The 20459-nt window shown below is 64.9% G+C and carries 20 protein-coding genes and 1 pseudogene; 1 reads left to right on the forward strand and 20 read right to left on the reverse strand.

What is annotated here, in order from left to right; all coding sequences use genetic code 11:
• The 20 genes and pseudogenes from AC1Q7F_RS26970 to AC1Q7F_RS27065 all read right to left on the reverse strand — a co-directional run.
• Positions 1–382: pseudogene (locus tag AC1Q7F_RS26970) on the reverse strand (hypothetical protein); the annotation flags it as partial.
• A 7-nt stretch (positions 383–389) separates the two neighbouring features.
• Positions 390–1718 (reverse strand): family 43 glycosylhydrolase, encoded by a 1329-nt coding sequence (locus AC1Q7F_RS26975; RefSeq protein ID WP_492511652.1) that lies wholly within the window; start codon positions 1716–1718, stop codon positions 390–392.
• Between the two features lie 96 nt (positions 1719–1814).
• Entirely contained in the window at positions 1815–3395 is a 1581-nt protein-coding gene (locus AC1Q7F_RS26980; RefSeq protein ID WP_492511653.1) for a FadD3 family acyl-CoA ligase, read from the reverse strand.
• Entirely contained in the window at positions 3392–4567 is a 1176-nt protein-coding gene (locus AC1Q7F_RS26985) for an acyl-CoA dehydrogenase family protein (protein ID WP_492511654.1), read from the reverse strand. Before AC1Q7F_RS26985 ends, AC1Q7F_RS26980 begins: the two co-directional genes overlap by 4 nt.
• A complete protein-coding gene (locus AC1Q7F_RS26990) occupies positions 4564–5766 on the reverse strand; it encodes an acetyl-CoA C-acyltransferase (protein ID WP_492511655.1) in 1203 nt (400 codons plus the stop codon). Before AC1Q7F_RS26990 ends, AC1Q7F_RS26985 begins: the two co-directional genes overlap by 4 nt.
• Positions 5767–5898: 132 nt before the next feature.
• Positions 5899–6273 carry a nuclear transport factor 2 family protein gene (locus tag AC1Q7F_RS26995; protein WP_492511656.1) on the reverse strand — a complete coding sequence of 125 codons (375 nt, stop codon included), beginning with the start codon at positions 6271–6273 and terminating at the stop codon, positions 5899–5901.
• A gap of 3 nt (positions 6274–6276) precedes the next feature.
• The gene (locus AC1Q7F_RS27000; protein ID WP_492511657.1) at positions 6277–6738 is read right to left on the reverse strand and encodes a MaoC family dehydratase; all 462 of its coding nucleotides are present in this window, start codon (positions 6736–6738) and stop codon (positions 6277–6279) included.
• Between the two features lie 3 nt (positions 6739–6741).
• Positions 6742–7530, reverse strand: coding sequence for an SDR family oxidoreductase (locus AC1Q7F_RS27005; RefSeq protein WP_492511658.1), 789 nt, complete (start codon positions 7528–7530; stop codon positions 6742–6744).
• Complete coding sequence (locus AC1Q7F_RS27010) at positions 7527–8609, reverse strand: acyl-CoA dehydrogenase family protein (protein ID WP_492511659.1); 1083 nt, start codon at positions 8607–8609, stop codon at positions 7527–7529. The genes AC1Q7F_RS27005 and AC1Q7F_RS27010 overlap by 4 nt, the downstream gene beginning before the upstream one ends.
• Positions 8610–8612: 3 nt before the next feature.
• Entirely contained in the window at positions 8613–9518 is a 906-nt protein-coding gene (locus AC1Q7F_RS27015; RefSeq protein ID WP_492511660.1) for an SDR family oxidoreductase, read from the reverse strand.
• A 2-nt stretch (positions 9519–9520) separates the two neighbouring features.
• Positions 9521–10165 (reverse strand): phenylacetic acid degradation protein PaaY, encoded by a 645-nt coding sequence (locus AC1Q7F_RS27020; RefSeq protein ID WP_492511661.1) that lies wholly within the window; start codon positions 10163–10165, stop codon positions 9521–9523.
• Positions 10166–10186: 21 nt separating this feature from the next.
• Positions 10187–11338, reverse strand: coding sequence for an acetyl-CoA C-acetyltransferase (locus AC1Q7F_RS27025; protein WP_492511662.1), 1152 nt, complete (start codon positions 11336–11338; stop codon positions 10187–10189).
• The gene (locus tag AC1Q7F_RS27030) at positions 11331–12362 is read right to left on the reverse strand and encodes an acyl-CoA dehydrogenase family protein (RefSeq protein WP_492511663.1); all 1032 of its coding nucleotides are present in this window, start codon (positions 12360–12362) and stop codon (positions 11331–11333) included. The genes AC1Q7F_RS27025 and AC1Q7F_RS27030 overlap by 8 nt, the downstream gene beginning before the upstream one ends.
• A 12-nt stretch (positions 12363–12374) precedes the next feature.
• Entirely contained in the window at positions 12375–13529 is a 1155-nt protein-coding gene (locus AC1Q7F_RS27035) for an acyl-CoA dehydrogenase (RefSeq protein ID WP_492511664.1), read from the reverse strand.
• Entirely contained in the window at positions 13529–14278 is a 750-nt protein-coding gene (locus AC1Q7F_RS27040) for an enoyl-CoA hydratase family protein (protein ID WP_492511665.1), read from the reverse strand. The genes AC1Q7F_RS27035 and AC1Q7F_RS27040 overlap by 1 nt, the downstream gene beginning before the upstream one ends.
• Before the next feature lie 24 nt (positions 14279–14302).
• The gene (locus AC1Q7F_RS27045; RefSeq protein WP_492511666.1) at positions 14303–15373 is read right to left on the reverse strand and encodes an NAD(P)H-dependent flavin oxidoreductase; all 1071 of its coding nucleotides are present in this window, start codon (positions 15371–15373) and stop codon (positions 14303–14305) included.
• Positions 15373–16269, reverse strand: coding sequence for an enoyl-CoA hydratase (locus AC1Q7F_RS27050; protein WP_492511667.1), 897 nt, complete (start codon positions 16267–16269; stop codon positions 15373–15375). The genes AC1Q7F_RS27045 and AC1Q7F_RS27050 overlap by 1 nt, the downstream gene beginning before the upstream one ends.
• Positions 16270–16279: 10 nt before the next feature.
• The gene (locus tag AC1Q7F_RS27055; RefSeq protein WP_492511668.1) at positions 16280–17077 is read right to left on the reverse strand and encodes a CoA-transferase subunit beta; all 798 of its coding nucleotides are present in this window, start codon (positions 17075–17077) and stop codon (positions 16280–16282) included.
• Positions 17078–17089: 12 nt separating this feature from the next.
• Positions 17090–17971 carry a CoA transferase subunit A gene (locus AC1Q7F_RS27060; RefSeq protein ID WP_492511669.1) on the reverse strand — a complete coding sequence of 294 codons (882 nt, stop codon included), beginning with the start codon at positions 17969–17971 and terminating at the stop codon, positions 17090–17092.
• A gap of 4 nt (positions 17972–17975) precedes the next feature.
• The gene (locus AC1Q7F_RS27065; protein WP_492511670.1) at positions 17976–18896 is read right to left on the reverse strand and encodes a VOC family protein; all 921 of its coding nucleotides are present in this window, start codon (positions 18894–18896) and stop codon (positions 17976–17978) included.
• A 330-nt stretch (positions 18897–19226) separates the two neighbouring features.
• Between AC1Q7F_RS27065 and AC1Q7F_RS27070 the strand changes: the two genes are divergently transcribed.
• A complete protein-coding gene (locus tag AC1Q7F_RS27070; protein ID WP_492511671.1) occupies positions 19227–20447 on the forward strand; it encodes an acyl-CoA dehydrogenase family protein in 1221 nt (406 codons plus the stop codon).
• The last annotated feature ends 12 nt before the right edge of the window (positions 20448–20459 follow it).

The following is a 20459-nucleotide window of genomic DNA, read 5'->3' on the forward strand; positions in this document are numbered from 1 at the left end:
TCCGCGCTATCGCGCTTACGCAAAGACTCCCAGCTACCGACCACCAAACACAAGGCGGCTCACACCGGACGCGTACTGATGGCGGTCGGTTATCCGTTTTCCGACCTGCCCACACGCGCAACTCCGTGCGCAGCAGCTTGCCAGTGGCATTGCGGGGCAGGGCAGCGACGAAGGTCACGAAACGCAGTACCTTGTCGCACGCAGTACCTTGTCGCACCTTGTAATTGGCCATGTTGGTGCGCACCCATTGGATGATGGTGTCGGCATCAGCCTGTGCACCGGGGCGCACGATAAAGGCCATTAAGGATGTCGGGCCGACGCTGCCGGGTTCCGCGGGTACCGTATCCGCCAGCATCGTGGCTGCGGCAAAGCCAGAAGCCATCTGCGCATCAGGCCCCATCAAAGGTGAGTTGGTCGGCCCGGATGGGTGCCGCCCCGGTATTGACGAGGCACAAATCCTCCGTAGCGCGGGCGCCAGTCAGTGCAACCCGCCCCTGCCCGCGCCCTAGCAGGCGCCCCTGCGGGTTTCCGCGCCGGATCTCCAGCGGCCCGTCCGCCAGGATCGTGAGCGCGCCGGTGACCCCGCTTACCGCTGGGTAGTGGGCAGCGCCGCCGGGAGAAAGCTCCAGCGCAAACGTGTCGCCACCGCGATGTGCCACTGTGCCACCGCGCGCGTCGAAGAAATCCGCCGCCGCTATTCCCCGCCGCGCGTCATATTGACCGACCCCGACCGTATCGAGCCGAACCGGCGCGATCGTTCCGTCAGCACGGTAATGGACGTAGGAGATCGCGCTGTTGCGGTAGTGTTCAGTCGCCCCTGGCGTCGCCTGGTCGTTGCAGGCGAAATACCACTGGCCGTTCAATTCAAAGAAACTGCCGTGCCGGTCGTAATTCAGCAGATCGTACCGTGCGCCCAGGCGCACAAGGCGCAGTTCGGGATCGGTCGTTGCCACACTCAGTACCGAGCCCTGCGTCTCGAACGGGCCATAGGGGCTGCGTCCAATCGCATAATAGCTTCCCCACGACAGATAATAGAGGTCGCCGCGGCGGTGGAGGAATGGCTTATCGTCGGTCATCCCCTTGGTATAGGGGCCAACCGCATTCTCGATCTTCAGCAGGCGCGGCGGTTCAGCCAGCGAGACCATGTCATCGCCAAGCCGCGCGATGAAATACTGAAACGTTCCGAAGACGATGTAGTTCGCGCCATCTGCGTCCTGAAGGATGCCGGGATCGCGCGCTTGTGTTTTGACCAGCCCTTCGGCGATCAGCGGCTTGCCGATCGGGTCGCGCCACGGTCCCGCCGGATGGTCGGCGACGACCACACCGATCTCCTTCGGCCCGCGCGAGAAGTACAGATAATAACGTCCGTCCTTACGCGCCGCGTCGGTCGCCCAACACTGGTCGCTGGGCTTGCCCCAATAGGTCTGCTCGGGCAGCAGCGTGCCAGCGTGGTGCCAGTCGACAAGGTCACGCGACCGCCAGATCTGCCAGTCGCGCATCACGAAGTCCTTGGCCGTGGGATCGGCGTCGTGTGTGGCGTAGAGCCACACCTCGCCATCCCAAACGCGGACCTGCGGGTCGCAGACGCCGCGGCCAGGGATGATCGGGTTACCGGCGGCGCGGACACGCTCGCCACGCGCCAAAGCGGGTGTGAAAGAGAAAAGGCCGAGGCCGGTTAGCCCGATACCAGTCAGGGCATTGCGACGTGTGATGATCATAGACGTCACGTCAAGGGGTTCGGACCTGGAATCTTGCCTCAACTCGCCTCTCCGATATCTTAAAGAACGGATCTGTTAGGTTGGGTGAGGCCATGCTCAGGCTTGATGACGGCTTTCCTGCGCCCGCAATTCCGTGCGCAGCAATTTCCCGCCGGCATTGCGCGGCAGTGTGCTGACGAAGGTCACCTGGCGCGGCACCTTGTAATTCGCCATGTTGGCGCGCGCCCATTGGATGATGCTGGCATCATCTGCCTGCGCATCGGGCCGCAGCACGACAAATGCCTTGCCGACCTCTCCCATGCGCTCGTCCGGCACGCCGATGACGGCCGCGATCTCGATGGCGGGATGGGCCATCAGCAGCTTCTCGATCTCCGCCGGATAGCAGTTGAAACCGCCTGAAATATACATGTCTTTCTTGCGGTCGGTGATGTTGAGATAGCCCTGGGCATCGATGGTGCCGATATCGCCGGTATGCAGCCAGCCATCCTCGTCGATGGCCTCGTTGGTTGCTTCCGGATCGTCCAGGTAACCCCGCATGACCGCGTGGCTTTTCACCCACAGTTCCCCGGTCTCTCCCGGTGACACGTCGTTTCCATTGTCATCGACACAGCGCACCTGGGTGCCGGGCAGGGGATAGCCGCAGGTGCCGGCCACGGTCTGTGCGTCGTCGCCCTGGCGCGTCATGGAAATGGCGCCGCATTCCGTCATGCCATAGCCATTGACGATGTTGGACATGCCCAGTTCGTGGCGCATCCGCTCCACCAGCGCCGGGGCGACGGGGGCCGCCCCGGTGACAGCGACGCGCAGGGATGAAAAGTCGCGCACCTTGCCGCCGGCCAGTTCCTGCAACAGCGACTGATAGATGGTGGGGGGACCGGGAATGAAGCTGATCCTGTTCACCTCGATCTGGCGCACCATTTCCGCCACGTCGAAAGTCGCCATCGGCACGATGGTCGCCCCGCGCAGCAGACAGGGAACCCAGCCGGCCTTGTAACCAAAGGTGTGAAAGAAGGGATTGACGATCAGGTAGCGGTCGCCCTGGCGCAGATCGACGCGCACGGCCCAGTCGCCGAAAATCTGCGTCACCTGTCTGTGCGCCGTCATCACCCCCTTGGGCCGCCCGGTGGTGCCCGAGGTGAAGATGATATCGCAGATAGCATCGCGGCTCAGCCGATCCAGCGCGGCATCGACCGCCGGATCATGGCTGCCCTTACCAGCGGCAATGAAACCGTCCCAACCGGTCGGGCCATCGCCATCGATCAGGATTATATCGACGAGATCGGGCAGATCCTGCCCGGCGAGCAGGGCACGATAGTCGGTATCCAGGAAACGGCTCGGGATGAGCAGCAGCCTGGCGCGGGCACGGCGGATGATGTCGCCGGCCTCCACCCCCTTGAACCGGGTGTTCAGGGGAACGACACAGGCGCCGGCGATCTGGGCACCGATGGTCGCCAGAATCCATTCCGGAATATTGGGGGCCCAGATGGCCACCCGATCACCCGGCCCGATTCCCCTGGCGATGAAGGCAGACGCAGCGGCACGGGCATCGGCCCACAGCTTGGCATAAGTCCATTGCCGGCCCCCGGCGATCAATCCGGGCTGATCCGGCCAGCGTTCGGCGGCGGCCAACGCCGCATGGGGAATGGTTTCCGGCCATTGGCCCATCGGCTCGATCATGCGCCACGCGGCTCCCTGGGTAGGCCGAGGCCACGCTCGGCGATGATATTGCGCTGAATCTGGTCGGTACCGGCATAGATCGTGTCCGACCGGCTCATCAGGAACATGTTGGGCAGTCCCTCGAACCGCTCTTCACTGGCGCCGATTTCCCCCGCCTGGCCCAGCACATCCATGGCTAGTTCGCCCAGGTCGCGGTGCCAGCGCGACCAATAGAGCTTGTAGGTATAGGCGGCCCCACCCAACTCACCGCCATTGCCGCCCGACAACATGCGCAGCGCGTTGTACCGCATGATCTTCAGCCCGGCATGGGCATGGGCGATCTTCTGGCGGATGATGGGGTCGGCGGCCGTGCCATTGGCCTTGGCGGTGGCAATGATCTCGTCCAGTTCGGTGCGGAAATGCATCTGCTGGGCGAGCGTGGAGACGCCGCGCTCGAAGCCCAGCAGCGCCATGGCCACCTTCCAGCCTTCACCCTCGGTCCCCACCCGGTCTGCCGCCAGTGCCCTGGCCCCGTCAAAGAAGACCTCGGCGAATTCCGCCTCGCCGGTCATCTGGCGGATGGGGCGGGGGTCGACGCCCTGCTGGTCCATCGGCACCATCAGGAAGGACAAGCCCTTGTTGCCAACGCTGCCCGGCGTTGTGCGCGCCACGACGAAACACCAGTCGGCAATGGTGCCCATGGAGGTCCAGATCTTTTGCCCATCGATGAAATAGCTGTCGCCTTCCAGCCGGGCCTTGGTCCGGACATTGGCAAGGTCGGAGCCGGCCCCCGGCTCGGAATAGCCCTGGCACCAGATGGTCCGACCGGCTGCAATATCGGGCAGGAACCGGGCCTTCTGTTCTTCGCTGCCCATGGCCAGAAGCGTCGGGCCCAGCAATTCCACACCCAGGTGGCCGACGCGCGGCGGACCCTTGGCGCGGGCATATTCCTCCGCAAAGATCACCTGCTGCGCGATGGATGCATCGCGCCCGCCCCATTGTTCCGGCCAGCCGATGACGCTCCAGCGTGCAGCACCCAGGGCGGCTTCCCAGGCGCGGCGTTCCGCGACATTGTCGGTCTGGTTGGTCTGGCCGCGGACGGATTTGAAGGGGCCGGCAAGCTGTGTGTTAAGCCAGTCGGCCGCTTCTTCGCGGAACGCCTTGAGTTCGGGGACGAAGGCGAGCTGCATCATGCCACCTCGAACAATCCAGCAGCACCCATGCCGCCGGCGACGCACATCGAGACGACGACATATTTCGCGTCACGGCGCCTGCCCTCGATCAGCGCATGACCCACCAGACGCGACCCGGTCATGCCGAACGGGTGACCGATGGCGATGCCACCGCCATTGACGTTCAGCCTGGTCGGATCAATGCCCAGCTTGCGCTGGCAATAGATGGCCTGGCTGGCGAAGGCCTCGTTGATCTCGAACAGGCCGATATCGTCGATGGTCAGGCCGGCCCGCTTCAGCAGCTTGGGGATGGCGAAGACGGGGCCGATGCCCATCTCCTCCGCCTTGCAGCCGGCCACCTGGAAGCCACGATAGAGGCCCAGGACGGGCAGCCCTTCCTTCTGCGCCGTTTCCAGGTCCATCACCACCTGCGCGGACGCACCGTCGGAAAGCTGGCTGGCATTGCCGGCCGTGATGTGGCGGCCTTGCTTGATGACCAGCCCGTCCTTGAATACGGGCCTCAGGGCGGCCAACTTGTCGTAGGTGGTGTCGCCGCGCACGCCCTCGTCACGGTCGAGCGTCACCTGCTCCTTGCCGGTCTCATTGCCTTCCTTGTCGAACAGCGCCTTCTGGACCGTGATCGGCACGATCTCGTCGGCAAATTTGCCGGCTTCATGGGCCGCCCCAGCGCGCTGCTGGCTGAGGGCAGAGAAATGATCCTGGTCCTCGCGGCTGATACCGTAGCGATCCGCCACCAGTTCCGCCGTCTCGATCATCACCATATAGGCGTGCGGGTCGTGCGCCTTGATGAAGTCAGACCGGTTGCGGAACTGCGGCGCGTGCTTGTTGATGGTGAGCGAGATGCTCTCCATCCCGCCGGCTACGGCCACGTCGATTTCGTTGGCGATGATGCCGCGCGCGGCCAGCGCGATGGCGTTCAGCCCGGAGGAGCATTTGCGGTCCAGGGTGAAGCCGCCGACACTATCGGGCAGGACCGATCCGTGAACGGTCAGGCGACCCAGATTATAGCTCTGGGTATTCCAATGGTTGCCAACGCCCAGATAGACATCGTCCACCCGCGCCGGATCGATGCCCGCACGGTCAATGGCGGCATTGACCACATGGGCGGACAGGACCGGCGCCTCGGTATCGTTGAACGCACCCCGATAGGCCTTGCCGACACCGGTGCGGGCGGTGGAGATGATGGCTGCGTCGCGCATGTGTCGGTTCCTTGTAGTTGCGTTGTTCCCTCAAGCGCCGGGCGGGCGCATCCGCGCCCTTGGCTTTACGCGCCACGTGGCGCGGGCCGCCGGTCGGTGGCCTCCGACGGTCATGAGCCATGACCGTCGGCATCAAAATCCGTGCATGTTGGACGGACCCCAGAAGGCCCGCATCTCGACGATCTTGTTGTCATCATCGAATTTGAACGTGTCGATCACGTCGATCCGCTTGTCCGCGCCCTGGTAGTGAAGATTCACGGCGAAGGGAAAGACGGCGTAGTCGCCGGCGATGCGGATCGGCCCCTGCAGGGCCAGTTTCGCGCCTGTCTTCATGGCTTCGGTATAGAAGGCACGGATGGTGTCCCGCCCGCGATGGATCGGGGTGCCGATCGGGTCTTCGACCGTGCAATCCAGGGCGTACAGTGCCGCCACATCATCGGCGGAGCCGGCGGCAAAGGCGGCGACATAGGCATGGACGGCCGCTTCCATCTTCCGGGGATCAGGCATTTCCTACTCCATGTAGTAACGGGTGATGGCGTCGACGACGCAGGCGGGTTTCTCCTGGCCCTCGATCTCCACGGTGACGCGGATGACGCACTGGATGGCCCCGCCCTTGGCCTCTTCAGCCGACAGGATGGTGCCGGTACCGCGGATGCGGGAGCCGACCGTGACCGGGTTGATGAAGCGCAGCCGATCAGTGCCGACATTCAACCCGCTGCTGAAGCCACGCACCTCAATCATCTGCGGCATGAACAGGTTGGTCAGGGCCAGGGTCAGATAGCCATGCGCGATGGTGGCCCCGAACGGGCCCCCCCTGGCGCGAACCGGATCGACATGGATCCATTGCAGATCGCCCGTCACCCGGCCGAAATCATCAATCCGGTCCTGTTCGATCAACAGCCAGTCTGAGGGATCGAGGACCGTACCGTCCTTGCCCAGCAGGTCGCGCGGGGAATGGAAGATCGTCGCCATGGCTCAGGCCCGCTGGCTGGAGACGGAAACCGTCTCACCGGTCATGTAGCTGGACAGGTCGCTGGCCAGGAACATCATGACATTGGCGATTTCCCAAACCTCTGCCGGGCGGCCGAAGGCTTCCTTCTCCACCAGCTTCTCCAGCGCCTCCTGCGTCGTCACCTTGGCCAGGAACGGGTGCATGGCCAGGCTGGGGGAGACGGCGTTGATGCGGACATTATGCTCGGCCGCCTCCAGGGCGGCGCAGCGGGTGAAGGCCATGACTCCAGCCTTGGCGGCGGCATAATGCGCCTGCCCCTTCTGCGCGCGCCAGCCCAGGACGGAGGCGTTGTTGACCATGATGCCCGACTTGGCCGCGTACATGGCGGGCAGGAAGGCGCGCGTCATGCGGAACAGCGATGTCAGGGTGACATCCAGCACTCGGCTCCACTGTTCATCCGTCATGTCGATGATGGAAACCTCGCCGCCCAGGCCGGCATTATTGATGAGGACATCGACGCGGCCCAGTTCCGACAGGGCCGCGTCGCGCAGTCCCTGGACCGCCGCCTCAACCGTGACATCGCAGACAAAGGTGGCGGGACGCTTTCCGACCTTTTCCGCGATCCGGTCGGCAGCCTCACCCAGCCGGCGTTCGTGGAAGTCGCTGATCAGCAGGGTGGCTCCTTCCTCTGCCGCGCGCAAGGCGGCGGAAAAGCCGATGCCGGTGCCGGCGGCGGCGGTGATGACGACGGTTTTGCCGTTCAGCAGGCCGCGCGGCTGGGGATAGGGGGGGACGGGGCAGGGAATGGTCATGAGGCGTCCTTCAGGATGATCCGGGCGAGCGCCTCCCGATGCTGGTCGGCACTGCCAAGCCAGCTTGCCGTTGCGCGCGCGCGCTTGAAATAGAGGTGGGCGTGATGTTCCCAGGTGAAGCCGATGCCGCCGTGAAGCTGGATGGCGTCGCCGGCCACCGACCGGAAGGCGTCGCTGACATAGGCGCGGGCGACGGCGCAGGCCTCTGCCAGCTCGGCACTGCCTTCCTCGTCAATGGCGGCGGCGGCGTAAAAGGCGGCGGAGCGCGACGCCTCCACCAGCAGCATCATGTCGGCCAGCATATGCTTGACCGCCTGGAATGACCCGATCAGCCGGCCGAACTGGATGCGTTGCTTGCTGTAATCGACCGTGGCGTCGAGGCTGTATTGCATGGCCCCCGTCTGTTCGGCGGCCAGCAGCCCGGCCCCGATGGTCAGCGTGCGGTCGATGGCGGCCTTGGCACCCCCCGGCGTCCCCAGTACCTGATCGTCTGTCACCGCGCAGTCGAAGGACAGGCGGGCAAAGCGGCGGGTGCGGTCCAGGCTGGGCAGCGGTTCCACCGTCAGGCCGGACGTGCTGTCCTCCAGCACCACCAGGCTGTCATCGGCGGTGGCGATGATAAACAATTCCGCCACATGCCCGAAGGTTACGAAATCGGCTACGCCGGTCAGGCGCCCAGCGGCCAATGTCGGACGGGTTGCCGTACCGGCGAAGCAGGCGCGGGTGCCCGCGGCAAGCCGGGGCAGCAAGGCTGCCTTTTGGTCGTCGCTGCCCGCCGACAGCACCGCCTGTACGGCCAACACCGCCGTTTCGAAGAAGGGAACAGGCGCGAGTACACGCCCTGTCTCCTCCAGCACCAGCGCCATTTCGACAGCCCCCAGGCCGGAACCGCCAAAGGCTTCCGGCACCATCAGGCCAGCAAAGCCCATCTCCACGGCCAGACCCTGCCACAGATCGACATCGAAGCCGGTCGGCCCTTCCACCACGCGACGCAGGCTCTCCGGTCCGGCCGCCTGTGACAGATAGTCTTGGACGGCCGCCTGGATAGCGTGTTGATCGTCTGTCAGCGCGAAGTCCATGGCTCAGCCCGCTCCATAGACGGGCTTGGCTGGCTCGCGTGTTTCGACCAGCTTGCGGACGATGCCATCCATCTCCCCCGGTTCGAACCGGGCGCCCTTTTCGTGCGCCGGGCTGTCGGTCCAGCCCTGGGACAGGAAGATCGTGCCGCCCTTCAGTTCGAAGATCTGACCGGTCACGCCCTTGGATTGTTCTGACACCAGATAGCAGACCAGCGGGGCCATGTTCTCCGGCGCATAGACATCGAACTCTCCCTCCTTCGCCGCCATGTTAAAGGCGCCGGTGCTGGTCATGCGGGTGCGGGCGTTGGGGGCCAGCGCGTTGGCGGTGACGCCATAGCGGGCCAGTTCGGCTGCCTGAACCAGCGTCAGGGTGGCGATGCCGCCCTTGGCGGTGGAATAAGCCGACTGGCCCACCGACCCCTGAAGGCCGGCGCCGCTGGTGGTGTTGATGATGCGGGCATTGACGGGATTGCCGGCCTTGTGCTGCGCCCGCCAATAATCGCAGGCATGGCGCGTGGTGCAGAAATGGCCGCGCAGATGCACGCGCAGCACGGCGTCCCATTCCTCCGGCGTGCAGGTGAAGAACATGCGGTCGCGCACGAAGCCGGCATTGTTCACCACAGCATCCAGGCGACCGAAATGGCTGATCGCGGCATCAACCATGCGCTTGCCAGCATCCCAGTCGGCGACATCGTCGGTATTGGCAACCGCCTCGCCACCCATGGCGCGGATTTGGTCGACCACCTGTTCGGCCGCCCCCTTGGTGACGCCAGCCTCGCCATGGGTGCCGACCCCCAGGTCGTTGACGACAACCTTGGCACCCTCGGCCGCCAGCGCCAGGGCATAGGCCTTGCCCAGGCCATTGCCGGCGCCGGTGACAATCACCACCCGTCCTTCACAGATACCCACGTTCAGCTCCCTTGATGATTGGCTTGCGCACGCCGTTCGCGCTCGGCCGCGGCGGGACCGCGCAGGCGGACGGCGATGGCGTCGGATTTCGGGCGGGGCCGGTCGGCCTCCGGAGCGGGAAGCGGTGCCGTTTCGATGAAATCGGTCAGCGCCTCGCGCGTCAGCCGCTGGTATTCTCCGGTGCCATCATTACGCCAGGTGATCTGATGCGGCTCAAAGCTGCGCACGATCCGGGCCGGGTTGCCGGCCAGCAGGCTGCGCGGCGGGGTCACCATCTCCGACTTGACCAGCGACAGGGCGGCGATCAGGTTTTCCGGCCCGATCACGGCATCGTCCAGCACCACGGCATTCATGCCGACCAGTGTATTTTCGCCGATTTCGCAACCATGGATGATGGCGCCATGCGCGATGGTGGCCCCGCGCCGGATGATGGTGTCGCGCAGGGTATTGGCATGGATCGTCACGCTGTCCTGGATGGACGCATCGCCTTCCACAACGATCCGGCCGAAATCACCGCGCAGAGAGGCGCCCGGCGCGATGAAACAGCCAGGCCCCACGATCACATCGCCGATCAGCGACGCCAGCGGATGGACATAGCTCGTCGGATCGACAACCGGGACGATCCCCTGATAGGCATAGCAGGGCATGGCGTGGCTGCTCCCTCAAGCTCACAGGCGTTCGATGATGGTGACGTTGGCCTGGCCGCCGCCCTCGCACATGGTCTGCAGCCCATAGCGTCCGCCCGTGCGCTCCAGGGCGCCCAGCAGCGTCGTCATTAGGCGCGCGCCGGTGGCACCGATGGGGTGGCCGAGCGCGATGGCACCGCCCTGGACATTCACCTTCTCGTGCGGGATGCCCAGTTCCTTCATCCAGGCCATGGGAATGGAGGCGAAGGCCTCGTTGCATTCGAACAGGTCGATGTCATCGATGCTCATCCCCGCCTTGGCCAGCGCGTAGCGGGTGGCTGGGATGGGGCCGGTTAGCATCCAGACCGGATTGTCGCCGCGCACCGACAGATGGTGGATACGCGCACGGGGCTTCAGCCCATATTGCGTCACGGCCCGTTCGCTGGCGATCAGCAAGGCGGCGGCGGCATCGCAATTCTGGCTGGCGATGCCGGCGGTGATGATCCCGCCCTCGTTCACCGTCTTCAGCGCGGCCAGCCCTTCCAGGGTGGAGCCGGGGCGCACTGTCTCATCGATGGCGAAATCACCCACCGGCGCGATTTCGTTGCGGAACCAGCCGGCATCAATGGCTGCCTGCGCGCGGCAGTGAGAGGCAAGGGCGAATTCCTCCATCGCTACCCGGCTGATGCCCCATTTCGCCGCAATCATCTCCGCCGACTTGATCTGGTCGACGGTTTCAGTGCCATAGCGGGCCAGCCAGCCGGGGGAGGTTAGGAAGGGACTGTCGAAGCCATACTCCTTGCCAGCACTCATCGCCGCCATGATGGGAATGCGGTTCATCGCCTGGCTACCGCCGGCGATGACGAGATCCTGCGTGCCGCTCATCACCCCCTGGGCCGCGAAATGCACGGCCTGCTGGGAGGAACCGCACTGGCGGTCGATGGTGACGCCGGGCACTTCTTCCGGCAATCCTGCGACCAGCCAGGCCGTGCGGCCGATATCGCCGGCCTGTCCGCCGATGGTTTCCGTGCAGCCCCAGACCACGTCATCGATGGTCAGGGGATCGATGCCGGTGCGGGCCAGCAGCGCCTTGATCGGATGTGCGCCCAGGTCCGCCGGATGCATGGCCGCCAGACTGCCCTTCTTGCGGCCGACAGGGGTGCGGACGGCGTCGATGATATAGGCTTCAGGCATTTTCTGTCTCACGGGCGAAGGTCTGGTCGGGGCCGGTCGGCTGATTGAACAGCCGGTGGGCGACGCGGGCGCGGTGGAAGGCGGGCGTGCCCCAGCTCTGCGTCAGCGCCAGCGTGCGCTTCAGCAGCAGATGGACATCGACCTCCCAGCTATATCCCATGGCGCCATGCACCTGGATGGCGGCGCGGGCCGCCTGATCGGCGGCTTCCAGCGCCACGATCTTGGCATGGCTGACGCGGGCGCGGGCCTGGGCGTCGCGGTGGCCGATATCGGCGGCGGCGGCCAGTACGACGGGGCGGGCGAATTCGATGGCTACCTGAGCCGACGCAAGGTGATGCTTGACCGCCTGATAGGAGCCGATGGGCTTGCCGAATTGCTGGCGGTCCTTGGCATAGGCGACGGCCATGTCAACGGCGCGCTGGGCCAGCCCCAAACCTTGGGCGGCCGCGAACAAGGCACCGCGATCCAGGGCCAGGTCCCAGTCGGCCCCATCCAGCGTCTGGACCCGCGCGGGATCCCAGTCGACACGGAACAGGCGGCGGAACGGATCGATGCTGGGTTCCGCAATCAGCGTCACCTGATCGGGCGTGGCCAGGAAGGCCCGCCCGTCTCGGTGCAGCAGCAAGGCGGCGGCCGTGTCGGCATCGGCCACGAACGGGTTGACCGGGTGCGCAATGGCGATGCTGGCGCCGGGATCGGCCAGGATGTCGCTGTCGGGGGCCAGCGCGGCCAGCATGGGGGCGGCGATGCCCGCACTTTCGACCAGCGGATCGGGCAGGGCGACATAGCCCGCCTCCTGCGCGATCAGGGCGAAATCCACCTCCGTCAGGCCGATGCCGCCGGCACTTTCCGGCAGCAGGATCAGCGTCAGGCCGGTTTCCACAATCGCCTGCCAGCGCGCGTCCTGACGGGACGTGCCGGTCTCCATCATCCGGCGCCAATGGTCGGGCGTGCAGGTGTCGGTGAACAGGGTCCGCGCGGTTTCCACGAACATCATCTGTTCCTGGCTAAGGGTGAAATCCATGATGCTCCTCCCTCAGCGCGGCAGGCCGAGCATGCGCTCGGCAATGATGTTGCGCTGGATCTCGTTCGACCCGGCATAGATCGGACCGGCCAGCGCGAAGATGTAATCGTCCAGCCAGTCACCGGGGCTGGCATCGAGCGCGTCCGGCATCAGTTCGGCCAGCGGTCCCAGGATGGCCAGCGCCGTGCGGTGCAGGTGAATGTCGAGTTCCGACCAGAAGATTTTGTTGGTGCTGGCCTCCGGCCCGATCTTGGCCCCCGCCATCAGGCGCGAGGCCGTCTGGTAGATGTTCAGCGCATAGGCTTCGGCGTTCATGTGCGCGCGGACAACATCGGCCTCCAGCGCCGGATCGGCGCTGTCGCGGTGGGCCTTCCACAGATCGGCCAGCTTGGCCGCCGCCACCTGATAGCGGGCAGGGGAGCGCAGCATCAGGCCCCGTTCGAACCCGGCGGTGGCCATGCAGATGTGCCAGCCCTGGCCCTCGTCGCCCAGCCGGTTGAAGGCCGGGACGCGCACATCCTCCAGGAAGATCTCGGCGAAACCGACATGGCCGTTGATCTTCCTGATGGCGTTGACCGTCACGCCGGGCGCGTTCAGCGGGAAGAAGATCAGGCTCAGGCCCTTGTGCCGCTCGCTGCCCGGCTGGCGGAACAGGCCGAAGGCCCAGTCGGCGAAGACGGCCCGGCTGGACCAGATCTTGTGGCCGTTCAGGACATAGCTGTCGCCATCCCGCACCGCCGTGGCCCGGACGCCGGCCAGGTCGCTGCCCGCCTGGGGTTCCGACCAGGCCTGCGCCCAGATTTCCTCGCCCGAGGCCATGGGCGGCAGGAACCTTTCGCGCTGGGCGTCGGTGCCGAATTCGATCAGGGTCGGCCCCAGCAGGAAGATGCCGTTCTGGTTCACGCGGCCCGGCGCGCCGGCCCGGTAATATTCCTCCTCGAAGATCAGCCACTGGATCAGGTCCAGGCCGCGCCCGCCATATTCCCGTGGCCAAGTCACCATGCCCCAGTCGCCGGATTTCAGCGTGCGTTCCCAGGCGCGGTGCGCCTCGAACCCGGCGCGGGTCGCATCGAAATGCTCCAGCGGCTGGGCCGGCACATGCGCTTCCAGCCAGGCACGCACCTCGGCGCGGAAGGATTGCTGTTCTTTCGTGTAGGTCAGGTCCATCAGAACACCGCCGTCCCTTTGCCCTGTGCGAAGGCGTCGCGGGCCTTCTGGCTGTCTTCATGCATGTACATTTCGAGCGTGAAGCCCTGTTCGATGCGGTAATTGTCGGACGGGTTCGTCGGCTCGATCAGGTTCAGCGCCTGCTTGGCGATGACCAGGGCCGTGCGGCTTTTCGCGGCGATGATCTCGCAGAAAGCGAACGCCTCTTCCTCCAGCCGGTCCAGCGGCACGATCTTGTGAACGGAGCCGTGGCGGTGGGCATCCTCCACCGCGATACGGCCGCCGGTGAAGAAATTGGCCCTTACCATCTGGATCGGCAACATGCGGGACATGAAGGCGGCACCGCCCATAGCGCCGCGATCAATCTCCGGCAGGGAGAAATAGGCGCCTTCAGCCGCGATCAGCGCGTCGCAGGCACCGGCAATATTGACCCCACCGCCGATCACGAACCCGTGCAGCGCACCGACGACCGGCACGGCGCAGTCGCGGATGGCCTTGAAGGTCAGGTAATTATCGCGGTTCAGCTTGGCGATGCGTTCGGGATGGGCCGCCATCTCCTTGATATCGACGCCACCGCAAAATCCGCGTCCCTTGGCGCGGATCAGCACGCAGCGGACATCCTCGTTGACCGACGCCTGATTGACCAGGGCCGGGATCGATTCCCAGCCCTTGGTGTCAAAGGCGTTGACTGGCGGATGGTCGAACAGGATTTCGGCGATGCGGTTCCTGATGCTGAGCGTGATGGGCACGGCAGACTGCTCCTTTCAGGCGGTTTAGCGGCCCAGCGCGGCCAGTGCCGCCAGGCGGTCATGGGCCTCCGCAACGATGCGGTCGATCAGGTCCTGGCAGGTGGGCACCTCGCTGATGCGGCCGCCCACCACGCCCGTTGCCATCACGCCGCGTTCGATGTCGCCTTCGACCACCGCCTTCTGGATCAGCATGGGCATGGTCGCGGCCATCATCGCCTGTTGCAGCGGCATGGCGCCGTGGGCCGTCATGGCGCGGGCGGATTTCAGCATGTCCAGCCAGGAGGCCCCGGTCTGCGCCTTCATCTGGCGCCCGGCTTCCAGCGCGCGCAGCCACATGCCGATGCGGCCGGACCGTTCGATCCGGTCCATCAGCTTGGTGCGCACCATGCGTTGCGGAATGCCGTCCAGCTTGGTAGTGACGACGATACCGTCGGTGGTGGCCGACAGATAGCCGGCCTTGGCGCTGTCGGGGACGGGGCTTTCGCGGGTCAGCAGGAAGCGGGTGCCCATGGCAATGCCGACGGCGCCATAGGCCAGGGCCGCCACCAGCCCGCGCCCGTCGGCAAAGCCGCCGCTGGCGATCACCGGCACCTTCACCGCGTCCAGCACCTGCGGCAGCAAGACGGTCGTTGGCACCGAGCCTGTGTGCCCACCGCCTTCACCGCCCTGCACATTCACCATGTCGACGCCAAGCTGTTCCATCTTCTGGGCATGCTTGACGGCACCCACCGTCGGCACGCACAGGATGCCGGCATCCTTGAAGCGGCCGATCATCTTGGCGTCCGGCCCGCGCCCGAAGGAGACGGCGCGCACCTGTTCCTTGTTGGCGATAATCAGATCGACGATCCGGTCGGCGCCGGGCTGGAAACTGTGAAAATTGACACCAAAGGGACGGTCCGTGCCCCGACGCACCGCCAGAAGCTTTTCCCGCGCCTCATCCGGGGTCATCACCGCCGCACCCAGAAAGCCGAAGGCGCCGGCGTTGCTGCTGCCGATCACCAGGCTGGGTTCCGCGACCCAGCCCATGGCCGTCTGGATGATCGGCCAACGGCAGCCCAGGCGGCTGACCAGGATCGTGTGCAGTGGCTCGCCCATCACTGATCCCCCGCCTGCTTTTTATTGGCGGCGGCCATGGATTTGGCATCCATGCCACCCAGGCTGTTCTGCGACACCAGATCGCTTTGCGCGTGGGCGAAGTGATGCATGTGGAAATGCGCGTCGGTGGCGGTGCGCTTGCCACGCAGATCCTCCACATGGTTCAACGCCTGCTTGGTCAGCCAGTTGCCCAGCCGGGAGCGCGTGGCCAGTTCGTCGGCGATCTTCTTGACGTCGGCCAGCAGTGTCTCGCGCGTGGACAGTCGGTTGACCATGCCGAAATCATAGGCGCGCTGCGCCGGCATCCGTTCGCCCAGCAGGATGAATTCCTTCGCGATGCGGGGCGGCAACTCGAACCCGTGCGCGAAATATTCAACGCCCGGAATGCCCATGCGGTTGACCGGGTCCTGGAAGAAGGCATCCTCGGTGGCGACAATGATGTCGCAGACCCAGGCCAGCATAAGGCCGCCAGCCACGCAGGCGCCCTGCACCGCAGCGATGGTCGGCTTCGGAATGTCGCGCCAGCGGCGGCACATGCCGATATAGACCTCATGCTCGCGGGTATAAAGGAACTCCGCCGCCGGCTTGTTGGTATGGTCGGGCACCAGCATCTGCCGCTGCCAGGATGCTGTGACATCGCGGCCCGGCGTGCCGATATCGTGCCCGGCGGAGAAATGCTTGCCTTCCCCGCGCAGGACGATGACGCGGATGGCATCGTCATCCACCGCCCGCCGGAACGCCGCATCCAGCGCATAGGTCATCTGGCTGTTCTGGGCGTTGTTATAGGTCGGGCGGTTCATGATGATATGTGCGACTGCGCCGTCCACTTCGTACCGGACGGGCTCAATCGTTTCGTAGACGATCTCCACCTTCTTCGGCTCAACCAGATCGTTCATGGCGTCCCCCTCATGCGGCGCGACGGTCGCCCGGCGGGTTGTCTTTCAGGGCCGTGTGCCGTACCCCGTTCGGATCCAGCTGGGCGATCAGCGCCAGTTGCTCGGCGGTCGGTGCCGGCGTCACCGGGATGTCGTCCTCCGGCCGGGCCAGCGGGAAGCCGGTATTGTCCTGCACCTCATCGAACGTGACGCCGGGATGCAGCGACTGGACGCGGATCGCGTGGTCCGGCCCCTCGAAATCCATCACGCAGAGGTTGGTGACGATGATGCGCAGGTCCAGCCCCGCAGGCGGCTTGCCATTCAAGTAGCGCTTAGGGTTGAAGCCCGCCATGCAGACGAAATCGACCTCTCCTTCTACAAAGGCCCGCTTGTTGTGGCTGGTGAAGAAGAAACTGTTGGGATGGCTGATCGAGTTGCCGGGAAAGCCACGCGCGCCCAGCATCGCCGATTTCGGCTTCTTATGGTCGCCGATGACGCTGATATTGGCCTGGCCGTAGCGGTCGATCTGGACGGGGCCGACCATCGCGTGGCGCTTGCCGCCCCACAGGGTGGAGAACACCCGGTCGTAATGGGACAGGCCTTCCAGTTCTGGCGGTGACGTCGGCTTGCCCGGGCCCAGCGGCTCGGTCGTGTACCACACCTCACCATCGGTGGTCTGGATGGCGGGGCTGAAGGTTTTCTTGGCAAGGCCGGCGCCGATGCGGGGCAGGGGGCCGATCCCGGTCGCCATGATCTCACCGCTGTCGCGCCACGCCTCGGCGGCCGCGACGATCATCAGTTCCGCGAGCGAATAGAGGCTGTCGGTCATGTCTCTCGCTCCTCAATAAACCGGCTTGGGAAGGGCGGTCAGCGTCGCGGGGCCTCCGACGGCGGTCAGATAGGCGCTCTCGTCCACATCCATGAAGGCGGCCTTGTAGGCGGCCCAGGCCTCGGGCGAGGTCGCACTCTCGACATAGGTTTTGATGTGCTTAAGATCGAGCTGGTAGTCGGGCGCAGCACTGGTCGGGTGCGCACCGAACGGCGCCTCGGCCACGCCCGTTATCCGGGCGCGTTCAACCAGATTGAAGCGGCTGTTGGTCGCCATGTCGAGTTCGGCGGTCGGCACGATCTTCTCCACCGTGACATAGGCCCTGTCGGCAGCACGCACATAGAGTTCATCGAAGAACGGGTCGGGGCTGAGCGTCAGCAGGTTGCCGCGTTCATCCGACCGGTGCGCGTGGATCAGCGCCACGTCCAGTTTGATCGCCGGCATGGCCACCAGTTCCTCGCCATCCTCATACGGGCTTTTCACCAGTTTGAAGCCCGGCTGGGTGATGATGTCGGTGCCGATGCCGGCACGGGTGGGCAGGAAGGGCAGCTTCATCGCCGCCGCGCGCAGGCCCCAGTGGAACATGCCCTCATCCAGTTCCAGCACCTCAAAGGCGCCGGCCTGGCGCGCGGTGCGGAAATGCGGTTCCAGCGGATAATGATCCAGGCTGACGAAGGCGAAGACCAGCTTGCGGATTTTGCTCGTGGCGGCCAGCAGGCCGACCTCTGGCCCACCATAGCCGGCAACCAGGGTAAGATCCTTCAGGCGTGACCGGGCAATGGCGCGAACCAGCGCCATCGGCTTGCGCCGCGTCGCCCACCCGCCGATGCCGATCGTCATGCCATCGGACAATGTGTCGACGATGTCGTCGACGCTCATGCGCTTGTCGAGCATAGTGTCAGTCATCCTTCTCGTGGGCCCATTTGTGGCCCCAGTCACTGATGGACAGGCTGGTCGTGGGGACCCAGGTGGCCGGGTCGATGATCAGACCGTTCCAGCCATATTCCAGGTCGAAGCCGCTGGGCGTCTGCATGTAGAAGGACGTCATCTTGTCATTGACGTGACGGCCCAGGGTCGCCGACAGCGGCACCTTGCCCTTGCTTTTCAGCACGCGGTCATAGGCACGGCCCACATCCTCCAGGGCGGCCACTTCCAGCATCATATGGACGGCGCCGTTGGGGCTTTCAGGCAATTGGCCCAGGGCCAGGCTGTGGTGGCGGCCGTTACGGGCATGCAGGAAGGCAAAACCGATCCCGGCATCCTCCGGCCCGCCGCCGCCCAGGTAGAACCGGCCCAGGTCGGTGTCGCCGAAGCCGAGTACGTCCCGGTAGAAGCTGTGGGTCTCTTCGAAGTTCGGGGCCGTCAGGACGATATGGCCTAGCCCCATGTCACCATTGGCCCCGGTGACAAAGCCGGTCACGCCGGCCTGGGAGACGAACGGCGCATAATCGTAGAAACGGCCGTAATAAAGCTCCATCGGGTTCCCGGCCGGGTCGCTGGACCGGGCCAGCGCATAGACCTTGCGTTCCCGCGCCTCCATAATGTCGGCGATCTCCACCGGCCGGCCCACCGCCCGCAGCCGGTCCAATGCGGCGTCGAACTCAGCCTTGCCGGCGAATTCCCAACCCGGTGCGACGAACGCATCCTTCTCGCCCTTCTGTACCCACAGCCGGAAGGCACGGTCGTCGATGCGGAACAGAAGCACATCCTCCCGGTTCGACTCGGCCGGCATGGCCCCGACGACGTCGACGGCGAAGTCGCGCCATTTGGCAAGATCCTGGGTCTCGATCACAACGTAGCCCAATGACTGTACGGCCATCTCTGAATGCCCTCGCTTCGAAAACGATATCGGTCCGTAGTGCCGGCTGACGGCGGCCGCAGGGGGTGGGCTGCTGAGGGTCGGCGGGACTGATCGTTGGATTGTATTCCACTATCTACGCAAACACGCAATCTTTTACGGATTGATGCATATAAAGCAGTGATATTTTCGGATTTCATTTACGATGCATCGCAACCCGCTTCCGGCTTGGAATAAGGGCGCGAATGAAAAAACGCAACCCCCCATTGCTTGACGATTTGCGCTTTTCTGAATAAATCTATCTACGCATATCGGTATCATCCATGTGCGACAAGACTGGAGATGGGTAGAATGAACGCGAGGACGGCACCAATCCGGCAGGCGGATGATGAAACGGGTGTGGCACCCGCCCCCTCAGCGCTGATCGAACGCGCACGGGCGATGATCCCCACCCTGCGGGGGCGGGCCAGGGATTGCACGGTGGGGAACAATGTGCCGGCGCAGACGATCGCCGAATTGCGGGAGGCCGGCTTTTTCCGCATTCTCCAGCCCAAGCGCTGGGGCGGGTACGAGATGCATCCCAATGTGTTCTTCGAGGTGCAGAAGGCGCTGGCCGAGGGCTGCATGTCCACCGGTTGGATGTATGGCGTGGTTGGATGTCATCCCTATGAGCTGGCACTGTTCGACGAGCGCGCGCAGGCGGAGGTCTGGGCCGATGATCCGGATATGCTCGTCTCCTCCACCTACCAGCCTGTGGGTAAGGTCGAGCCGGTGGAAGGTGGCTTCTATCTGTCCGGTCGCTGGGGTTTTTCGACCGGCTCGACCCATTGCGGCTGGGTGCTGCTGGGGGCCATCAATTTTGCCACCGGCGGCCCGCCGGACATGCGCACCTTCCTGTTGCCCGGTTCCGACTATAAGGTGATCGAAGGCACCTGGGATACGTTCGGGCTGCAGGGCACCGGCAGCTTCGACATCGTCGTGGACCGGGTCTTCGTGCCGGAATACCGGACGCACAAGGCCAGCGACGGTTTCGCCTGCAAGAATCCCGGCCAGTTGCTGAATGACGGGCCGCTCTATCGTTTGCCCTGGGCGCAGGTCTTCGTCCGCTCGGTCTCCACGGCTGCTTTCGGTGGTGCCCGCGCCGCGATCACCGCAGCCATGGACATCATGCAGAGCCGCGTTTCGACCAATACAGGCAAGGCTTCAAAGGCCGATCCGTTCCTGCACGCCGCCATCGCGCGTGCGCATGCCGAAGTGAAGGAGATGGAACTGACCCAGCGCGCCACCTTCGATGAATTGATCGGCTATGCCGAACGCGGCGAGACGGTGCCCATGGAGCGCCGGGCCCTGTTCGCGTATCAGTCGTCCAGTGTCGTGCGCCGCATGGCCGATCTGGTTGATGACATGGTGAAACTGCTGGGCGGGCGGGCGATCTACATGTCCAGCCCCATTCTGCAGCCCTGGTTGGACCTGCTGGCCGCCCGCGCGCATGTCGCCAATGATCCTGGCAATCGCAACAGCGACGTCGTTGGCACCATGCTGGGCGAACCGCCCGCCTTCACCTTTGTCTGAACGGGGATTGGC

It is taken from the genome of Niveispirillum sp. GW835-FHT14G11, from assembly GCF_058793615.1.

Excerpts from the sequence above, each read along its gene's own strand:
- AC1Q7F_RS26975 (WP_492511652.1), bottom strand. The coding sequence starts at position 1,718 with ATGATCATCACACGTCGCAATGCCCTGACTGGTATCGGGCTAACCGGC.
- AC1Q7F_RS26980 (WP_492511653.1), bottom strand. The coding sequence starts at position 3,395 with ATGATCGAGCCGATGGGCCAATGGCCGGAAACCATTCCCCATGCGGCG.
- AC1Q7F_RS26985 (WP_492511654.1), bottom strand. The coding sequence starts at position 4,567 with ATGATGCAGCTCGCCTTCGTCCCCGAACTCAAGGCGTTCCGCGAAGAA.
- AC1Q7F_RS26990 (WP_492511655.1), bottom strand. The coding sequence starts at position 5,766 with ATGCGCGACGCAGCCATCATCTCCACCGCCCGCACCGGTGTCGGCAAG.
- AC1Q7F_RS26995 (WP_492511656.1), bottom strand. The coding sequence starts at position 6,273 with ATGCCTGATCCCCGGAAGATGGAAGCGGCCGTCCATGCCTATGTCGCC.
- AC1Q7F_RS27000 (WP_492511657.1), bottom strand. The coding sequence starts at position 6,738 with ATGGCGACGATCTTCCATTCCCCGCGCGACCTGCTGGGCAAGGACGGT.
- AC1Q7F_RS27005 (WP_492511658.1), bottom strand. The coding sequence starts at position 7,530 with ATGACCATTCCCTGCCCCGTCCCCCCCTATCCCCAGCCGCGCGGCCTG.
- AC1Q7F_RS27010 (WP_492511659.1), bottom strand. The coding sequence starts at position 8,609 with ATGGACTTCGCGCTGACAGACGATCAACACGCTATCCAGGCGGCCGTC.
- AC1Q7F_RS27020 (WP_492511661.1), bottom strand. The coding sequence starts at position 10,165 with ATGCCCTGCTATGCCTATCAGGGGATCGTCCCGGTTGTCGATCCGACG.
- AC1Q7F_RS27025 (WP_492511662.1), bottom strand. The coding sequence starts at position 11,338 with ATGCCTGAAGCCTATATCATCGACGCCGTCCGCACCCCTGTCGGCCGC.
- AC1Q7F_RS27030 (WP_492511663.1), bottom strand. The coding sequence starts at position 12,362 with ATGGATTTCACCCTTAGCCAGGAACAGATGATGTTCGTGGAAACCGCG.
- AC1Q7F_RS27035 (WP_492511664.1), bottom strand. The coding sequence starts at position 13,529 with ATGGACCTGACCTACACGAAAGAACAGCAATCCTTCCGCGCCGAGGTG.
- AC1Q7F_RS27045 (WP_492511666.1), bottom strand. The coding sequence starts at position 15,373 with ATGGGCGAGCCACTGCACACGATCCTGGTCAGCCGCCTGGGCTGCCGT.
- AC1Q7F_RS27050 (WP_492511667.1), bottom strand. The coding sequence starts at position 16,269 with ATGAACGATCTGGTTGAGCCGAAGAAGGTGGAGATCGTCTACGAAACG.
- AC1Q7F_RS27055 (WP_492511668.1), bottom strand. The coding sequence starts at position 17,077 with ATGACCGACAGCCTCTATTCGCTCGCGGAACTGATGATCGTCGCGGCC.
- AC1Q7F_RS27060 (WP_492511669.1), bottom strand. The coding sequence starts at position 17,971 with ATGCTCGACAAGCGCATGAGCGTCGACGACATCGTCGACACATTGTCC.
- AC1Q7F_RS27065 (WP_492511670.1), bottom strand. The coding sequence starts at position 18,896 with ATGGCCGTACAGTCATTGGGCTACGTTGTGATCGAGACCCAGGATCTT.
- AC1Q7F_RS27070 (WP_492511671.1), top strand. The coding sequence starts at position 19,227 with ATGAACGCGAGGACGGCACCAATCCGGCAGGCGGATGATGAAACGGGT.